Raw genomic sequence first — 18541 nt, forward strand, 5'->3', positions numbered from 1 at the left:
CTGGGGAAGGGATTATGGCGGACCACTTTGGCAAAAAAAATGATACAGCGCAGAAAAGTATGACGATTTTAAAAAAACATCATACAACTGTCGAATTCTCACCTCTCGACGTGCAGTGATTCACTGCCGTGATTTTTATCTCCTTCTCTATTATTCAATCTCATATTAAATGAATATTAATAATTACCGTAAAAACTACTCACGCGTTTTGTCATTACTCCCTATCTAAAATTAGTGACAATTTATGTATATTTATTCAAGAAATATACAGAGAGTGACAAGTTATGTAAATTTGTAATGATAATTATTTGTATTATCATTTTCATCAATTATCTTACTGCCTTTGAATTTTTAACAAAGGAAGTTTGACTATGCGTTTAAAACCTGTTGCCTCTGTCGTTCTGTCCTGCCTTGGATTCAGCGGTACTTATGCCTTCGCCGATGATGTCATGGTCGTGACCGCGTCGGGTTACGAAAAAAAGATCACCAACGCGGCTGCCAGCGTGTCGGTTATTTCTCAACAAGAATTACAAACCAATAAATATAATGACTTAGGTGAAGCCCTGCGCTCCGTTGAAGGGGTGGATGTTGAAAGCAGCACCGGTAAAACCGGCGGTCTGGAGGTCAGCATTCGCGGCATGCCTGCCAGCTATACGCTGATCCTGATAGACGGTATTCGTCAAAATGGCAGCAGTGACGTGACGCCCAACGGCTTCTCTGCCATGAACACCAGTTTTATGCCTCCGCTGGCGGCCATCGATCATATTGAAGTGATCCGCGGCCCCATGTCGACGCTGTACGGTTCAGATGCTATCGGCGGTGTCGTTAACATAATTACCAAGAGAAGTACGGACAAATGGAGCACGTCCATTAATACCGGCGTTAACCTGCAAGAAAGCAATAAATGGGGTAACAGCACGGTTGCCAACTTCTGGTCAAGCGGCCCGCTAATTGCTGGCGTGCTGGACATGCAGGTACGCGGCAGCACGACACAACGACAAGGCTCCAGCGTCACCTCTCTGAGCGATACCACATCGACGCGCGTGCCGTATCCTACGGAATCTGAAAACTACAACATCGGTACCCGTCTGGACTGGAAAACCGGCGCAAATAATACGCTGTGGCTGGATCTCGACTCTGCCAGACAGCGCTACGACAATGATGATGGGCAGTTGGGTAATCTCACTGGCGGATACGATAAAACCCTGCGCTATGAACGTAATAAGGTCACGCTGGGTCACGATACCGCATTAACATTTGGTACCTGGAAATCCTCCGTGGGCTGGAATGAAACCGAGAACAAAGGCCGCCAACTGGTCTCATCCGCGCTTACGCCAGAAAACGCGGGCCGGGCCGGTGACGCTCGTGAATTGAAAAATACCAACGTCATCCTGGACTCGGTCCTGCTGACGCCATTGGGTGATTCGCATCTGCTTACTCTCGGCGGAGAATACTGGGATGCCCGCATGAAAGACGGGGTGGTGCTGGCCAATACCGGTGAGACATTCCACCAGAAAACCTGGGCGACCTACGCGGAAGATGAGTGGCATATTCTCGACTCGCTGGCGTTGACCGCAGGCACTCGCTATGAGCATAACGATGTCTTTGGCGGACACCTTAGCCCACGAGCTTACATGGTGTGGGACGTATCGGAAGAATGGACCCTGAAAGGTGGCGTCACAACCGGATACAAAGCCCCGTCACTCAGCCAGTTGCACAACGGCATCAGCGGTGTGACCGCTCAGGGAACCGTCAATACGGTCGGCAACCCCGACCTTAAACCCGAAGAAAGCACCAGCTATGAAACCGGGTTGTACTATGAGAACGACGCGGGGCTGAACGCCAACGTTACTGGCTTCTACACCGAATACAAAAATAAAATTGTCTCGTATTCCATCGATGACAATACCAACAGCTATACCAACAGCGGCAAGGCGAGAACGGACGGCGTTGAATTCGCCAGCACCTTCCCGCTTTGGTCTGACGTGCTGAGCTTATCGCTCAACTACACCTATACCCAGAGCAAACAAAAAGATGGCGAAAACAAAGGCGCACCGCTGAGCTATACCCCCAAACATATGGCTAACGCCCGTTTGAACTGGCAGGCAACCGAAGATATGAATGCCTGGTTAAGCGCACGCTATCGTGGTAAAGCCCCACGCTTTACCGAAAATTATGACAACCTTAGTGCAGTCCAAAAGGCCGTATACGATGATAAAGGGGCCAATTTAAAAGCCTGGACCGTTCTCGATATGGGCATGTCCTATAAGCTGACCAAAGAACTGACGCTGAATACGGCGATAAATAACGTGCTGGATAAAGACTTTAGCGACGTCACACTGTATCAGGTTGGCCGCAACAGCACCTACGCGGGCGACTATTTCCAGACCGCACAATCCACGACTGGCTACGTCAATCCGGGCCGCAACTACTGGGTGTCGTTAAACTACCAGTTCTAATTGGCTTTCCAACTCTTGGCCGGGCTATATCTTAGCCCGGCATATTGCAGGCCGAGACCGGCGTGAATCTGGGTATGAATCTTGACGTTGCCGGAAAAACAGTCAAACCGTACCTCAAGGCTGCGGTCAGCCACGAGTTTTCAGACAACAACAAGGTGCAGATCAACAACCGCTATAACTTTACCAACGATATCTCAGGTACGACAGGTAAATACGGTGTCGGGGTGAGTGCCCAGTTGACACCAAACGCAGGGGTGTGGGCTGAGGCAAACTACCAGAAAGGAGAGAATATCGAGTCTCCGGTAACCGGTAGCGTAGGTTTCCGCATCAACTTCTAACCAGGGATGAAAACGACAGCCACATCTGTGGCTGTCTCCCCTTCGACTGAACATTCACGCCATGAGTGGTACCGGTCACCGCAATGGTCTGACGATGCACATCAGACAATGTGGCCAGTTGGCTAACATTTAGTTGTAAGTTTTTTAGTTCACAATCCATAGTTCACACGAGGAAAAAACTTGCATCCTGCGAGCACCTTTTAAAAACGGCGTCAGTGATGAACAAAACGCATATATTCGACACCATGAAATTTATCTCATTAAATATCAATAAATTACACTAAAAGTGATGGACGATAAAAATGCAAAAACCAGCCTTGCTGCGCGCCGCTCCCGCCCCGTAGCAAGGCCCCCCTACTGGGAGAACCCTTAATCGTCCCATGACCTCGCTATCCGCACCACACCAAGAGATCAGACCAGATTGAAGCGACAAAACTGATCGTGCACACTACACGCTCTCATAACTAACAATAGGTTATAACCCTGATGGATCAGGTTACTGTTCTTGAAAAGATGTTTGAGCAAGTGAGAAAGGAACATAATTTTTCGTGGTTTTACTCTGAACTGAAACGCCAGAATATTGCTCATTATATTTACTACCTAGCTACTGATAACATCAGAGTTGTTACAGCGAATGATAAAGTAATATTAATAAGAGGGAAAAGAGATTTATTAAAAGTCAGTACAACCAAGGACCCTGAACAAGTAAAAAAAGCAGCCCAGGCACATATTTCCGGGGAATCCACATTTCGGGAATATATTACAACACTTGTTAGTGCTGGCGTTTTCCGATGGGTTACTGATGTCAATGATAACAAACGGTATTACTACTCTGTCGACGATACACTTTTATACATGGAAGATGTCGAGAACAACAATCCATTAATATAATGATAATTAAACTAACAGTCCGGTTTCTTCCCCCCTGGCACCGGATAAGCTGACATAAGTGCCAAACCTGGTTTTGGGGAAACGTTTTGGCGAGAGTTTTGGGGAAGGAATTTTACAGGTATAAAAAAACGGGAGCCAATCGGCCCCCGTTCTCACACAACCCAGAATCTGGATTACATGTTTTCGATGATAGCGTCACCAAACTCTGAACATTTCAGCAGCTTAGCGCCATCCATCAGACGTTCGAAGTCATAGGTTACGGTTTTCGCGTTGATCGCACCGCTCATACCTTTAACGATCAGGTCAGCCGCTTCGACCCAACCCATGTGGCGCAGCATCATTTCAGCAGACAGGATGATGGAACCTGGGTTCACTTTATCCTGACCCGCATACTTCGGTGCAGTACCGTGGGTGGCTTCAAACAGTGCACATTCGTCACCGATGTTTGCACCCGGCGCGATACCGATACCGCCAACCTGCGCTGCCAGGGCATCAGAGATGTAGTCACCGTTCAGGTTCATACAGGCGATAACATCATACTCTGCCGGACGCAGCAGGATCTGCTGCAGGAACGCATCGGCGATAACGTCCTTAACAACGATCTCTTTCCCGGTTTTCGGGTTCTTGATTTTCACCCACGGGCCGCCGTCGATCAGTTCACCACCAAACTCTTCACGCGCTAACTGGTAACCCCAGTCTTTGAACGCGCCTTCGGTGAACTTCATGATGTTACCTTTATGTACCAGGGTAACAGAATCACGATCGTTGGCGATGGCGTATTCAATCGCCGCACGCACCAGACGTTTCGTCCCGTCTTCGGAACACGGCTTGATACCGATACCGCAATGTTCCGGGAAGCGAATTTTCTTCACGCCCATCTCTTCGCGCAGGAATTTAATCACTTTCTCTGCATCAGCAGAGTCGGCCTTCCACTCGATACCAGCGTAGATGTCTTCAGAGTTTTCACGGAAGATGACCATGTCGGTCAGTTCAGGATGTTTAACCGGGCTTGGGGTGCCCTGGTAGTAACGAACCGGACGCAGGCACACGTACAGGTCAAGTTCCTGACGCAGTGCAACGTTCAGTGAGCGAATACCGCCGCCAACTGGGGTAGTCAGTGGGCCTTTAATAGCAACACGGTAGTCACGAATCAGATCAAGTGTTTCAGCAGGCAGCCAGACGTCCTGGCCGTAGACCTGAGTGGATTTCTCGCCGGTGTAGATTTCCATCCAGGAGATTTTACGCTCGCCTTTATAGGCTTTCTCGACAGCAGCATCGACAACTTTGATCATCGGTGGGGTTACATCAACGCCGATACCGTCGCCTTCAATGAACGGGATAATCGGATTTTCAGGAACGTTGAGTTTGCCGTTTTGCAGGGTGATCTTCTTACCTTCCGCCGGAACAACTACTTTGCTTTCCATTCACCTCTCCTTCGAGCGCTTCTGGTTCTGCTCGTCTGTCATCACGCTGCATGTGCATTTGCGTCCTGCTACACGGATGCGTTAGAGCAACTTTTTGTTAATGATTTGTAATGAGCGTGTCAATACTACCCTATTGTTCGCCGCCATGAAAGACACTCGTTCTTAGGCTATAATGCGGCAATTGATATAATCTGAAAATACCATGCAAAAAACTTCTTTTAGAAATCACTGGGTTGAGCGATTCAGCTCACGACAAGTCACTAAACAGCGTAAAGAAAACCAGCCAAAACGCGTGGTTTTGTTCAATAAACCCTACGATGTTTTGCCACAATTTACTGACGAAGCGGGCCGTAGCACGTTAAAAGATTTTATTCCTATCCAGGGCGTCTATGCTGCGGGGCGCCTGGACAGGGACAGCGAAGGCCTGTTGGTACTGACCAATGACGGTGCATTACAGGCCCGATTGACGCAGCCGGGTAAGCGCACCGGAAAAATTTATTACGTGCAGGTCGAAGGAGAGCCGACGCCAGAGGCGCTGGATGCCCTGCGCAATGGCGTGACGCTCAATGATGGCCCAACGTTGCCGGCAGGCGTTGAGGTTGTTGCCGAACCTGACTGGCTGTGGCCGCGAAATCCACCGATTCGTGAGCGCAAAAGTATTCCCACTCGTTGGTTGAAAATCACGTTGTATGAGGGGCGTAACCGTCAGGTGAGACGCATGACGGCGCACGTGGGTTTCCCCACGCTGCGGTTAATCCGCTATGCCATGGGTGATTACACGCTGGATAATCTCGCCAACGGCGAATGGCGTGAGCTGCAGCCGTAGTATCCATTTTTAACGCAACTATTAACAGGGAAGAACACGACATATGGATAAACGGCTCGTTGCAGCGCTCATGTTGTGCGGAGTTTCACCATTTTGTTATGCAAAACAGGACTGTGAAACGCTCGCCGGGATCGCGGCGGGAGAGGCAAATTATCTTTACGCCTCAGCGAAAGTCAGTGCCGATGCCCGTCTGCACTTCTATTCCGCACCGGCCAGCGGATGCCAACTCCCGGCGTTTTTGGTCAATAGCGACACTGTAGAGGTGCTCAGAAGTTCACAGCGTTATGAAAGCACAGGCATGCTGTCCAAAGACGAACCTTTTCGTTACGTCCGCTACCGGGGTGCAAACGGCACTTTCGCTACCGGTTGGGTTACCGCTGACGGACTCACGCCGTTAGCTAACCCGCTTCCTGTTAGCCCTGCCTGCCAGACATGGGCTAATAAAGCGATGTCGCAACGCGAAAAAATGCCCCCCGCCGCCAGCAACCACTATCAGGTCATCGGCAGCGCGCGCGCTGAATTCTATTCAATGCCAAATGCACAGTGTCGCAACAGTTCCGTGTTCCTGGTTCCCGGCGACGTGGTTTCTGCTCAGGAAGAGTCCAAAGACGATTTTATTGATGTGGTCTATTACACCGCCAATCGTCATAGCGTGCGCGGCTGGTTGAAAAAATCACAGCTGCAACCTTTAAACAGCGGTGACCGCTATCGCGACGACATCAATCCACTCTCTACAGATACAGCCACGCGGGTCGCCACTCTCAGTTTGCGTTATGACTATCAATGTGTTTTTTATGAGAGCTGGAATGCGAAAAACGCGATTGAAATCATCGTACGCGAAGACCACCAAACCGAATTTTGCCGGGGTGCCGCCGATCCACAAACCTCCCCTCCGGTGGCCTATATCAGTATCGATAAAGCCACGGGTGAGATCAGCTGGCCAGATGTGTCTGAAGGCTTTAAAGAAGAATAAGAGGTGAACCATGTTCAAACCGCACGTCACCGTCGCCTGCATTGTGCATGCCGAGGATAAGTTTTTAGTCGTTGAGGAAACCATCAACGGCAAAGCGTTATGGAACCAGCCTGCCGGGCATCTGGAAGCGGACGAAACCCTGGTACAAGCCGCTGCACGCGAACTGTGGGAAGAAACCGGCATCACCGCGCAGCCGCAGCATTTTATTCGCATGCATCAATGGATAGCCCCGGACAGAACCCCGTTCTTGCGTTTTCTGTTTTCTATTGAGCTTGCCAATATGTGCGCTACTGAGCCGCATGACAACGATATAGATTGCTGTCGTTGGGTCAGCGCGGAAGCGATTTTATCTGCACCGAACCTGCGTTCGCCGCTGGTTGCTGAGAGTATTCGCTGTTATCAGAGCGGGCAACGGTATCCGCTGGCCATGATCGGCGAATTTAACTGGCCGTTTACAGAGGGTGTCAAGTAAAGGGCTGCGTGATAGAATATGCCGCCTTTAAGTTCAATGTCGTGAGTATTCCTATGTCTGAAAGCCCAAAAAAAGTGATCGTCGGCATGTCCGGCGGTGTCGATTCCTCCGTTTCTGCCTGGCTGTTGCAACAACAGGGTTATCAGGTTGAAGGCCTGTTCATGAAGAACTGGGAAGAGGACGACGGTGAGGAATACTGTACCGCTGCTGCCGATCTTGCAGATGCGCAGGCAGTCTGCGACAAACTCGGCATTGAACTGCACACCGTTAACTTTGCCGCAGAATACTGGGACAACGTCTTTGAGTTGTTCCTTGAAGAGTACAAAGCGGGTCGTACGCCAAACCCGGATATTCTGTGCAACAAAGAAATTAAGTTTAAAGCCTTCCTCGAATTTGCCGCTGAAGATTTAGGTGCCGATTTCATCGCCACCGGTCACTACGTGCGCCGCGCGGACGTCGACGGCAAAAGCCGCCTGCTGCGTGGACTCGACGGCAATAAAGATCAAAGCTATTTCCTCTATACGCTCGGTCACGAGCAGATCGCCCAAAGCTTGTTCCCGGTCGGTGAACTGGAAAAACCGCAGGTGCGCAAAATCGCCGAAGATCTGGGCCTGATTACCGCGAAGAAAAAAGACTCCACCGGCATCTGCTTTATTGGTGAACGTAAATTCCGCGAATTTCTCGGTCGTTACCTTCCGGCTCAGCCAGGAAAAATCATCACCGTGGATGGCGAAGAGATCGGCCAGCACCAGGGTCTGATGTATCACACGCTGGGCCAACGTAAAGGCCTGGGTATCGGCGGAACCAAAGAAGGAAGCGAAGATCCGTGGTATGTGGTCGATAAGGACGTTGAGAACAACATTCTGGTTGTCGCTCAGGGTCACGATCACCCGCGTCTGATGTCCATTGGCCTGATCGCGCAACAGCTGCACTGGGTCGATCGCGAACCCTTCTCCGGCACAATGCGCTGTACGGTGAAAACCCGCTATCGTCAGACCGATATTCCGTGCACCGTTAAGGCGCTGGATGACGAACGTATTGAAGTGATTTTTGACGAGCCGGTTGCGGCGGTAACGCCAGGCCAGTCGGCTGTCTTTTACCGTGGCGAAGTGTGCCTCGGTGGCGGTATTATCGAGCAGCGTCTGCCTCTGCCGGTATAATTTATCTACATATCTCATACAAGGAAGCAGTGAACGTGGCAAAGAATTATTATGACATCACCCTCGCTCTGGCAGGCATCTGCCAGTCGGCTCGCCTGGTGCAACAACTGGCGCACCAGGGGCACTGTGATGCCGATGCACTACACGTTTCACTCAACAGTGTTATTGATATGAATCCCAATTCTACGCTGGGCGTGTTTGGTGGCAGTGAAGCCAATCTGCGTCTGGGCCTTGAAACGCTGCTCGGTGTACTGAACGCCAGCAGTCGTCAGGGACTGAACGCGGAACTCACCCGCTATACCCTGAGCCTGATGGTGCTGGAGCGCAAGCTGTCGGCCGCCAAGGGCGCAATGGACACGCTGGGGGACCGTATTAATGGCCTGCAGCGCCAGCTGGACCATTTCGATTTGCAGTCAGAAACGTTAATGAGCGCGATGGCAGGCATTTATGTTGACGTCATCAGCCCGCTCGGCCCACGTATTCAGGTCACGGGGTCCCCGGCTATCCTCCAGAGCCCGCAGGTTCAGGCCAAAGTCCGCGCGTCGCTTCTGGCCGGCATTCGTGCTGCCGTACTCTGGCACCAGGTCGGTGGCGGTCGTCTGCAACTCATGTTTTCTCGTAATCGCCTGACCACTCAGGCAAAACAAATTCTTGCTCATTTAACCCCGGAGTTGTGATCTATGGAATTATCCTCACTGACCGCCGTTTCCCCTGTCGATGGACGCTACGGCGATAAAGTCAGCGCGCTGCGCGGGATTTTCAGCGAATACGGTTTGCTGAAATTCCGTGTACAGGTTGAAGTACGCTGGCTGCAAAAACTGGCCGCGCACGCAGCGATCAAGGAAGTTCCTGCTTTTGCTGCCGACGCAATCGGTTTCCTTGATACGATCGTCGCTAACTTCAATGAAGAAGATGCCGCGCGCATCAAAACCATTGAACGCACGACCAACCACGATGTGAAGGCCGTTGAGTATTTCCTGAAAGAAAAAGTCGCTGATATCCCGGAACTGCACGCTGTTTCCGAGTTTATCCACTTCGCCTGTACCTCAGAAGATATCAACAACCTGTCCCATGCGCTGATGCTGAAAACTGCGCGCGATGAAGTGATCCTGCCTTACTGGCGCAAGCTTATCGACGCAGTGAAAGACCTGTCCGTGCAGTATCGTGACATTCCCCTGCTCTCCCGTACCCACGGTCAGCCCGCCACACCGTCTACGCTGGGCAAAGAAATGGCGAACGTTGCGTACCGTATGGAACGCCAGTATCGTCAGTTAAACCAGGTGGAAATCCTCGGTAAAATCAACGGTGCCGTTGGTAACTATAATGCCCACATCGCCGCTTACCCGGAAGTTGACTGGCATCAGTTCAGCGAAGAGTTCGTCACCTCACTGGGTATTCAGTGGAACCCGTACACCACACAGATTGAGCCACACGACTACATTGCTGAGCTGTTCGATTGCGTCGCGCGTTTTAACACCATCCTGATCGATTTTGACCGCGACGTCTGGGGCTATGTGGCGCTGAACCACTTCAAACAGAAAACCATTGCCGGTGAAATTGGTTCTTCCACCATGCCGCACAAGGTTAACCCTATCGACTTCGAAAACTCCGAAGGCAACCTGGGCCTGTCTAATGCGGTACTGCAGCACCTGGCAAGCAAACTGCCGGTTTCCCGCTGGCAGCGTGATCTGACGGATTCTACCGTGCTGCGTAACCTGGGCGTGGGAATTGGCTACGCGTTGATCGCCTATCAGTCCACGCTGAAGGGTGTGAGCAAACTGGAAGTAAACCGCGACCATCTGCTGGATGAACTGGACCATAACTGGGAAGTGCTGGCCGAGCCGATTCAGACCGTTATGCGTCGTTACGGCATTGAAAAACCGTACGAGAAGCTGAAAGAGCTGACCCGCGGCAAGCGCGTTGACGCCGAAGGCATGAAGCAGTTTATCGACGGACTGGCCCTGCCAGAAGACGAGAAAACGCGCCTGAAAGCGATGACGCCAGCCAACTATATTGGTCGCGCCATCACCATGGTTGATGAGTTGAAGTAATCAATCCTGCGCCAGATGGCGCTCACGCTTATCTGGCCTACATTTATCCCGCGTAGGCCAGATGTGGCGTTCATGCCACCTTCCGACATTCCCCTCGGTTTATTAAATGTTTATCCCCACAGCCACATAATCAGCGTTAAACTATTCATACCGTCAATTTAGGGAGAAACGAAGATGCGCGTACTGGTTGTTGAGGATAATGCCTTATTACGTCACCACCTGAAGGTTCAGTTACAGGATGCAGGCCACCAGGTTGATGATGCTGAGGATGCAAAGGAAGCAGATTATTACCTTAACGAACATCTGCCAGATATTGCGATCGTCGACTTAGGTCTGCCCGATGAAGATGGCTTGTCACTGATCCGCCGCTGGCGCAGCAATGACGTTTCGCTCCCCATACTGGTGTTGACCGCCCGCGAAGGCTGGCAGGATAAAGTGGAAGTGCTCAGCGCTGGGGCTGATGACTACGTGACAAAACCTTTCCATATTGAAGAGGTGGTCGCCCGCATGCAGGCACTGATGCGCCGCAACAGCGGCCTGGCCTCGCAAATTATCTCGCTGCCGCCTTTTCAGGTTGACCTTTCCCGCCGCGAATTATCAGTGAATGATGAGGTTATCAAACTCACCGCGTTTGAATACACCATCATGGAAACGCTGATCCGCAATAACGGTAAAGTGGTCAGCAAAGACTCACTGATGCTACAACTTTATCCGGATGCAGAACTGCGTGAAAGCCACACCATTGATGTACTGATGGGACGTCTGCGCAAAAAAATTCAGGCGCAATATCCGGATGACGTGATCACCACCGTACGTGGACAGGGCTACCTCTTCGAACTGCGCTAATGAACAAATTATTGCGTCATTTTTTCCCGTTATCGCTGCGTGTACGCTTTTTGCTGGCGACCGCTGGCGTTGTCCTTGTGCTTTCACTGGCCTATGGCATGGTCGCGCTGGTGGGTTACAGCGTAAGCTTTGATAAGACCACATTTCGTCTTCTGCGCGGTGAAAGTAACTTGTTTTACACCCTCGCGAAATGGGAAGACGGCAAGCTCCAGGTCGAACTGCCTGAACATCTCGATATGCAAAGCCCCACCATGTCGCTGATCTACGATGAAAATGGCAAATTGTTGTGGGCACAACGCGATGTCCCCTGGCTGACGCACAGTATTCAGCCGGACTGGTTAAAAACGAATGGTTTTCATGAAATAGAAGCCGATGTCGATGCCACCAGCACGTTACTGCGCGAAGATCACTCCGCGCAACAGCAGCTTAAAGAAGTCAGAGAAGATGATAACGATGCCGAAATGACCCACTCGGTGGCGGTAAACGTCTACCCTGAGACCGCCCGCATGCCTCAGCTTACCATTGTCGTTGTCGACACTATCCCCATTGAGCTGAAGCGCTCGTATATGGTCTGGAGCTGGTTTATCTACGTTCTGGTAGCTAATCTGTTGCTAGTCATCCCGCTACTCTGGGTCGCTGCCTGGTGGAGCTTACGGCCAATCGAATCACTGGCGCGTGAGGTCCGCGAACTTGAGGAGCATCACCGCGATATGCTCAACCCCGCCACCACGCGGGAGCTAACCAGTCTGGTACGCAACCTCAACCGACTGCTGAAAAGTGAACGTGAGCGTTACGATAAATACCGCACCACCTTAACCGATCTCACGCACAGCCTGAAAACACCGCTGGCGGTGTTGCAAAGCACGCTACGCTCGATGCGCAATGAAAAGATGAGCGTAACGGATGCCGAACCCGTGATGCTGGAACAAATTAGCCGAATTTCCCAGCAAATTGGCTACTACCTGCATCGCGCCAGCATGCGTGGTGGGAACGCCCTGCTCAGCCGCGAACTGCACCCGGTTGCTCCCCTGCTGGATAAGCTAACCTCCGCCCTCAATAAGGTGTATCAGCGTAAAGGCGTCACCATCAGCCTCGATATCTCACCCGAAATCAGTTTCGTCGGCGAGCAGAATGATTTTGTCGAGGTCATGGGTAACGTGCTGGATAACGCCTGTAAATACTGTCTGGAGTTCGTCGAGATCTCCGCTCACCTGTCCGACGATCGCCTACATATTCTGGTGGAAGATGACGGTCCAGGCATTCCACAAGCCAAGCGCGAAGTGGTTTTTGATCGCGGCCAGCGTGTGGATACCTTACGCCCCGGGCAAGGCGTGGGACTGGCGGTAGCACGCGAAATTACCGAGCAGTATGACGGGCAAATTATCGCAGGCGACAGCCTGTTAGGCGGCGCGCGCATGGAGGTCATTTTTGGCCGTCAGCATCCGGGGCATAAAGACGAGTAAGTTGTTTGTAATATTTATGTACCGGGATCACTTATCCGGTTAAGCATCCGTTATAATCGGAGCAACCAACAGTCTGCGGATGCGCATTATGGAATACCAATTAAACCTCAACTGGCCCGACTTTCTCGAACGCCACTGGCAAAAGCGCCCGGTGGTCTTAAAGCGTGGTTTTACAAACTTTATCGATCCGCTGTCCCCTGATGAACTGGCCGGACTGGCGATGGAAAGTGAAGTAGACAGCCGACTGGTCAGCCATCAGGACGGTAAATGGCAGGTGAGCCACGGTCCATTCGAAAGCTATGACCATCTTGGCGAGAACAACTGGTCGCTGCTGGTCCAGGCCGTCAACCACTGGCACGAACCGACCGCCGCGCTGATGCGTCCGTTTCGCGAATTACCGGACTGGCGTATTGATGACCTAATGATCTCCTTTTCCGTACCCGGCGGCGGCGTTGGTCCGCACTTGGATCAGTACGATGTGTTTATCATTCAAGGCACCGGTCGTCGTCGCTGGCGCGTAGGCGAAAAACTCCAGCTAAAACAACACTGCCCGCACCCTGACCTGCTGCAGGTTGATCCGTTCGAGGCCATCATTGATGAGGAGCTGGAGCCGGGTGATATTCTGTATATCCCACCAGGATTCCCGCACGAAGGCTACGCGCTGGAAAACGCGATGAACTATTCTGTCGGTTTCCGCGCCCCGAACGCCCGGGAGTTAATCAGCGGATTCGCCGATTACGTTCTGCAACGTGAGCTGGGCAGCACCTATTACAGCGACCCGGACCTGCCGCCGCGCGACCATCCGGCGGATGTTCTGCCACAAGAAATGGATAAACTGCGTGAAATGATGCTGGGGCTGATTAATCAACCTGAACATTTCAAACAGTGGTTTGGTGAGTTTATTTCCCAGTCGCGTCATGAGCTGGATGTCGCCCCGCCGGAGCCACCTTATCAGCCCGACGAAATCTACGACGCGCTGAAACAAGGGGATGTGCTGGTACGTCTGGGCGGATTACGCGTCATCCGTGTCGGCGACGAGGTTTACGTCAACGGTGAAAAAATTAACTCACCGCATCGCCCTGCCCTCGAGGCGCTGGCCAGCCATATTGTGCTGACAGCCGAGAACTTTGAAGATGCGCTGGAAGATCCGTCTTTCCTCGCCATGCTGGCCGCGCTGGTTAACAGCGGATACTGGTTCTTCGAAGGGTAAATTAGTAGTGACTGCGCCGGATGGCGCTTCGCTTATCCGGCCCACGGAATGAGATATCTGTAGGCCGGATAAGGCGCAAGCCACCATCCGGCCTCTACACACACTTTATTTTTGTTTCGCGGCCAATTCAGCAATACGCACGATCACCTGCACCGCTTTTTCCATTCCTTCCAGCGTCACAAACTCATGTTTACCATGATAGTTGTAGCCGCCGGTGAACAGATTCGGGCACGGTAATCCCATAAACGACAGCTGCGCACCGTCAGTGCCGCCACGAATAGGTTTCAGCACAGGCTCAATGTCGCAATCACGCATCGCCTGCTGGGCAATATCCAGCACGTGGGGGTGCTCAATCACTTTCTCGCGCATATTGTAATAGCTATCTTCAATCACCAGTTCGATATAGCAGTCCGGGTGTAACCCTTTGCCAACCTTTTTGGCGATCTCCATAATTTTACGTTTGCGCGCTTCAAACTGTTTACGGTCAAAATCGCGGATAATGTAGTGCATGTCCGCCCGATCAACGGTGCCTTTCATGCTCGCCAGATGGTAAAAACCTTCGTAACCTTCTGTCGTTTCCGGGCTTTCATCTGCCGGAACCTCTGCGTGGATACGGGCGGCCAGCGACAGCGCATTCACCATCACCCCTTTTGCGGTACCCGGATGCACATTGTTGCCCACGATTTTGATATTGACCGACGCCGCGTTAAAGTTTTCAAACTCCAGTTCGCCTACGCCACCGCCATCAACGGTGTAAGCCCACTTCGCATCAAATGCCGCAACGTCAAAGTGCTTCGCCCCTTTACCCACCTCTTCATCGGGCGTAAAGGCCACGCGAATATCGCCATGGGGAATGTTTTTATGCTTCAACACGGCCAGCGCGGTCATTATCTCCGCCACTCCAGCCTTGTCGTCCGCGCCCAGCAGGGTTTTACCGTCGGTGGTGATCAACGTCTGCCCCAAAAGTTGATGTAACACCGGGAACATCACCGGAGACAGAACTTCATCACCAATGCCTAACGCAATATCGCCCCCACGGTAGTTTTCAACAATTTGCGGGTTGACGTTTTTACCCGTGAAATCCGGTGAGGTATCGACATGAGAAATAAAGCCAATGGCGGGAATATCACCGGCAACGTTCGCGGGCAACGTTGCCATCAGCGTTCCCTTCTCACTTAATGAAACGTTAACCAGCCCCATTTCTTCAAGCTGTTGTTTGAGCAGCTGTAATAACTTCCACTGTCCCTCGGTGCTGGGTACCTGCCGCACACCCGATTTGGACTGAGTGTCCAGCGACACGTAGTGTAAAAAACGCTCAAGTAGTTTATCCATGCAGTCACCCTCACTTTTCGTGACAACATTATCAATAAGCAAGAAAAGACAAATATTGCGTCAGGTCATTTTTATCCCCGCAAGTAAGAATAATTGTCCCTGACACCCCTTCTGACTATAAGGGTAAGTCAGTAATTCGCAACAAGGATTGGCGATTACAATGGTTTGCCGTAGAATAACCGCCCTCATTAAGAGTCATCAAGGTGGTTAACCACAAACCCCGCAGCGGTCAGCCATCCGTTGCGTTTACATGGGACAGAGTAAAAAATTGAATAAACAACCGCGTTCGCTTTCTCCACTGGTGCAATTAGCGGGAATTCGCAAAAGTTTCGATGGCAAAGAGGTGATTTCCGACCTGGATTTGACCATCAACAATGGCGAATTTCTCACGCTGCTCGGCCCCTCTGGCTGCGGTAAAACAACCGTTCTTCGCCTGATTGCGGGTCTTGAAACGGTTGATTCCGGTCATATCATGCTGGACAACCAGGATATCACTCACGTACCTGCGGAAAACCGCTACGTGAACACCGTATTCCAAAGTTATGCGTTATTCCCCCACATGACCGTGTTCGAGAATGTGGCCTTCGGTTTACGCATGCAGAAAACCCCGGCAGCCGACATTCAACCTCGCGTCACCGAAGCTTTGCGCATGGTGCAACTGGAAGAGTTTGCCCAGCGTAAACCCCATCAACTCTCCGGTGGACAGCAGCAGCGTGTGGCGATTGCCCGCGCAGTGGTCAACAAACCCCGTTTACTATTGTTAGATGAGTCGCTCTCTGCGCTGGACTATAAACTGCGTAAGCAGATGCAGAACGAACTGAAAGCGCTGCAGCGTAAGCTCGGTATCACCTTTGTCTTTGTCACTCACGATCAGGAAGAAGCGCTGACCATGTCAGACCGTATCGTGGTGATGCGTGACGGTAAAATTGAGCAGGACGGCACGCCGCGAGAAATTTACGAAGAGCCTAAAAATCTGTTCGTCGCCGGGTTTATCGGTGAGATCAATATGTTCAACGCGACGGTTATTGAACGTCTGGATGAACAACGCGTTCGTGCTAACGTTGAAGGTCGAGAGTGCAACATTTACGTGAATTTCGCCGTTACGCCGGGACAAAAACTGCATGTTTTGCTGCGTCCGGAAGATCTGCGCGTAGATGAGATCAACGATGACAACCACATCGAAGGACTTATCGGCTACGTGCGTGAGCGCAACTACAAAGGCATGACGCTGGAGTCGGTTGTCGAACTGGAAAATGGCAAGATGGTGATGGTTAGCGAATTCTTCAACGAAGACGATCCTGACTTCGATCACTCTCTGGACCAGAAAATGGCCATTAACTGGGTAGAAAGTTGGGAGGTCGTACTGGCTGATGAAGAACACAAGTAAATTCCAGAGTGTGGTGATCGTCACCATTGTCGGTTGGCTTGTGTTATTTGTCTTCCTGCCCAACCTGATGATCATTGGCACCAGCTTTTTGACCCGTGACGATGCGAATTTCGTCAAAATGGTCTTTACGCTGGAAAACTATGCTCGCCTGCTCGATCCGCTCTACTTTGAGGTGTTGATTCACTCCCTCAATATGGCGCTGATTGCCACGTTCGCCTGCCTGGTGCTCGGCTATCCATTTGCCTGGTTTTTGGTAAAACTGCCGGAAAAAGTGCGTCCACTGCTGCTGTTCCTGCTGATTGTTCCGTTCTGGACCAACTCGCTTATTCGCATCTATGGACTCAAAATTTTCCTCAGTACCAAAGGCTATCTCAACGAGTTTCTGCTGTGGCTCGGGGTCATTGATACCCCCATTCGCATTATGTTCACCCCCAGCGCGGTCATTATCGGCCTCGTTTACATCCTGCTGCCGTTTATGGTTATGCCGCTTTATTCCAGCATTGAGAAACTCGATAAGCCGCTACTGGAAGCCGCGCGCGATCTGGGTGCCAGCAAATTTCAGACCTTCACCCGCATCATCATTCCGCTGACCATGCCAGGAATTATCGCCGGTTGCCTGCTGGTGATGCTGCCAGCCATGGGGTTATTTTACGTGTCTGATCTAATGGGCGGCGCGAAAAACCTGCTGATTGGTAACGTGATAAAAGTTCAGTTCCTGAACATTCGTGACTGGCCGTTTGGCGCCGCTACCAGCATTACCCTGACCGTTGTAATGGGACTGATGTTATTAGTTTACTGGCGCGCCTCCCGCTTGCTGAATAAAAAGGTGGAACTCGAATGATCGGTCGACTGCTTCGCGGTGGTTTCATGACCGCCATCTACGCGTATCTGTACATTCCAATCATTATTTTGATTGTGAACTCCTTTAACAGCTCGCGCTTTGGCATCAACTGGCAAGGCTTTACCACCAAATGGTACGGCCTGCTGATGAACAACGACAGCCTGCTGCAGGCGGCACAGCATTCACTGACGATGGCCGTGTTATCCGCAACCTTTGCCACCCTGATCGGCTCACTGACGGCGGTTGCGCTTTACCGCTACCGTTTTCGCGGTAAACCGTTTGTCAGCGGTATGCTGTTCGTGGTGATGATGTCGCCGGATATCGTGATGGCGATTTCACTGCTGGTGCTGTTTATGCTGATCGGTATTCAACTGGGGTTCTGGTCGTTGCTGTTCTCGCATATCACCTTCTGTTTGCCTTTTGTGGTGGTGACAGTGTACTCACGCCTGAAAGGATTCGATGTGCGAATGCTGGAAGCCGCAAAAGACCTGGGAGCCAGCGAAGTCACTATTCTGCGCAAAATCATTCTGCCGCTGGCAATGCCAGCGGTCGCTGCGGGCTGGTTACTGAGCTTTACCCTGTCGATGGATGACGTGGTTGTTTCATCGTTCGTCACTGGACCAGGTTATGAAATTCTGCCGTTAAAAATCTACTCAATGGTTAAAGTCGGCGTGTCACCAGAAGTTAATGCGCTGGCCACCATTTTGTTGGTTCTGTCGCTGGTCATGGTTATCGCCAGCCAGCTTATTGCACGTGATAAAACTAAAGGCCGCTAACAGGCCCATACCCTATGGATTTCGAGTTGCATTGAGGCGGCAAGCTCGTGAGTCCCCAGGAACATAGATAACGATGTGACTGGGGTGAACTA

Annotated in this window: 16 protein-coding genes and 2 pseudogenes; 15 read left to right on the forward strand and 3 right to left on the reverse strand. The window is 51.4% G+C overall.

Annotated features, from left to right (window positions below; all coding sequences use genetic code 11):
* The first annotated feature begins 371 nt into the window (after nucleotides 1–371).
* Both QNN86_RS07585 and QNN86_RS07590 read left to right on the forward strand, forming a co-directional pair.
* Entirely contained in the window at nucleotides 372–2459 is a 2088-nt protein-coding gene (locus tag QNN86_RS07585) for a TonB-dependent receptor (RefSeq protein WP_414210876.1), read from the forward strand.
* A 44-nt stretch (nucleotides 2460–2503) separates the two neighbouring features.
* Nucleotides 2504–2797 (forward strand): annotated as a pseudogene (locus QNN86_RS07590) (autotransporter outer membrane beta-barrel domain-containing protein); the annotation flags it as partial.
* 79 nt (nucleotides 2798–2876) lie between these two features.
* Here the strand turns inward: QNN86_RS07590 and QNN86_RS07595 are convergent.
* A pseudogene (locus tag QNN86_RS07595) lies at nucleotides 2877–2957 on the reverse strand (terminase); the annotation flags it as partial.
* A 326-nt stretch (nucleotides 2958–3283) separates the two neighbouring features.
* Between QNN86_RS07595 and QNN86_RS07600 the strand changes: the two are divergent.
* Entirely contained in the window at nucleotides 3284–3688 is a 405-nt protein-coding gene (locus tag QNN86_RS07600; protein ID WP_414210877.1) for a DUF1398 family protein, read from the forward strand.
* A gap of 173 nt (nucleotides 3689–3861) precedes the next feature.
* Here QNN86_RS07600 and icd read toward each other — a convergent pair whose 3' ends face one another.
* Nucleotides 3862–5112, reverse strand: coding sequence for an NADP-dependent isocitrate dehydrogenase (gene icd / locus QNN86_RS07605; protein WP_115258716.1), 1251 nt, complete (start codon nucleotides 5110–5112; stop codon nucleotides 3862–3864).
* Nucleotides 5113–5314: 202 nt separating this feature from the next.
* Between icd and rluE the strand changes: the two genes are divergently transcribed.
* From rluE to roxA, 9 genes are all read left to right on the forward strand, one after another.
* Entirely contained in the window at nucleotides 5315–5938 is a 624-nt protein-coding gene (rluE, locus tag QNN86_RS07610) for a 23S rRNA pseudouridine(2457) synthase RluE (protein ID WP_414210878.1), read from the forward strand.
* A gap of 43 nt (nucleotides 5939–5981) precedes the next feature.
* On the forward strand, nucleotides 5982–6911 hold the full coding sequence (locus QNN86_RS07615; protein WP_414210879.1) for a hypothetical protein: 930 nt from the start codon (nucleotides 5982–5984) through the stop codon (nucleotides 6909–6911).
* A gap of 10 nt (nucleotides 6912–6921) precedes the next feature.
* Nucleotides 6922–7383, forward strand: a complete 462-nt coding sequence (locus QNN86_RS07620) for an NUDIX hydrolase (protein ID WP_117342947.1) — start codon at nucleotides 6922–6924, stop codon at nucleotides 7381–7383.
* Nucleotides 7384–7436: 53 nt separating this feature from the next.
* Nucleotides 7437–8543, forward strand: a complete 1107-nt coding sequence (gene mnmA / locus QNN86_RS07625) for a tRNA 2-thiouridine(34) synthase MnmA (RefSeq protein WP_181619229.1) — start codon at nucleotides 7437–7439, stop codon at nucleotides 8541–8543.
* A 35-nt stretch (nucleotides 8544–8578) separates the two neighbouring features.
* Nucleotides 8579–9220 carry a high frequency lysogenization protein HflD gene (gene hflD / locus QNN86_RS07630; RefSeq protein WP_117343114.1) on the forward strand — a complete coding sequence of 214 codons (642 nt, stop codon included), beginning with the start codon at nucleotides 8579–8581 and terminating at the stop codon, nucleotides 9218–9220.
* Between the two features lie 3 nt (nucleotides 9221–9223).
* On the forward strand, nucleotides 9224–10594 hold the full coding sequence (gene purB / locus QNN86_RS07635; RefSeq protein ID WP_096757401.1) for an adenylosuccinate lyase: 1371 nt from the start codon (nucleotides 9224–9226) through the stop codon (nucleotides 10592–10594).
* Between the two features lie 174 nt (nucleotides 10595–10768).
* Nucleotides 10769–11440 (forward strand): two-component system response regulator PhoP, encoded by a 672-nt coding sequence (gene phoP, locus QNN86_RS07640; RefSeq protein ID WP_096757402.1) that lies wholly within the window; start codon nucleotides 10769–10771, stop codon nucleotides 11438–11440.
* Entirely contained in the window at nucleotides 11440–12903 is a 1464-nt protein-coding gene (gene phoQ, locus QNN86_RS07645) for a two-component system sensor histidine kinase PhoQ (protein WP_181619228.1), read from the forward strand. The genes phoP and phoQ overlap by 1 nt, the downstream gene beginning before the upstream one ends.
* Nucleotides 12904–12991: 88 nt before the next feature.
* Nucleotides 12992–14113 carry a [50S ribosomal protein L16]-arginine 3-hydroxylase gene (roxA, locus tag QNN86_RS07650; protein ID WP_096757404.1) on the forward strand — a complete coding sequence of 374 codons (1122 nt, stop codon included), beginning with the start codon at nucleotides 12992–12994 and terminating at the stop codon, nucleotides 14111–14113.
* A 105-nt stretch (nucleotides 14114–14218) separates the two neighbouring features.
* On the opposite strand, the gene pepT is transcribed toward roxA, so the two are convergent.
* Nucleotides 14219–15445, reverse strand: a complete 1227-nt coding sequence (gene pepT / locus QNN86_RS07655; RefSeq protein WP_137363083.1) for a peptidase T — start codon at nucleotides 15443–15445, stop codon at nucleotides 14219–14221.
* A 250-nt stretch (nucleotides 15446–15695) separates the two neighbouring features.
* Between pepT and potA the strand changes: the two genes are divergently transcribed.
* The 3 genes from potA to potC are packed head-to-tail and all read left to right on the forward strand — an operon-like array spanning nucleotide 15696 to nucleotide 18449.
* Nucleotides 15696–16832 carry a spermidine/putrescine ABC transporter ATP-binding protein PotA gene (potA, locus tag QNN86_RS07660; RefSeq protein ID WP_279276960.1) on the forward strand — a complete coding sequence of 379 codons (1137 nt, stop codon included), beginning with the start codon at nucleotides 15696–15698 and terminating at the stop codon, nucleotides 16830–16832.
* The gene (gene potB / locus QNN86_RS07665) at nucleotides 16816–17673 is read left to right on the forward strand and encodes a spermidine/putrescine ABC transporter permease PotB (protein WP_279276961.1); all 858 of its coding nucleotides are present in this window, start codon (nucleotides 16816–16818) and stop codon (nucleotides 17671–17673) included. Before potA ends, potB begins: the two co-directional genes overlap by 17 nt.
* Nucleotides 17670–18449: a spermidine/putrescine ABC transporter permease PotC gene (gene potC / locus QNN86_RS07670; RefSeq protein ID WP_003030794.1), complete on the forward strand. Its 780-nt coding sequence runs from the start codon at nucleotides 17670–17672 to the stop codon at nucleotides 18447–18449. The genes potB and potC overlap by 4 nt, the downstream gene beginning before the upstream one ends.
* The last annotated feature ends 92 nt before the right edge of the window (nucleotides 18450–18541 follow it).

This window comes from Citrobacter sp. C348, from assembly GCF_047467975.1.
GTDB classification, from domain to species: domain Bacteria; phylum Pseudomonadota; class Gammaproteobacteria; order Enterobacterales; family Enterobacteriaceae; genus Citrobacter; species Citrobacter gillenii.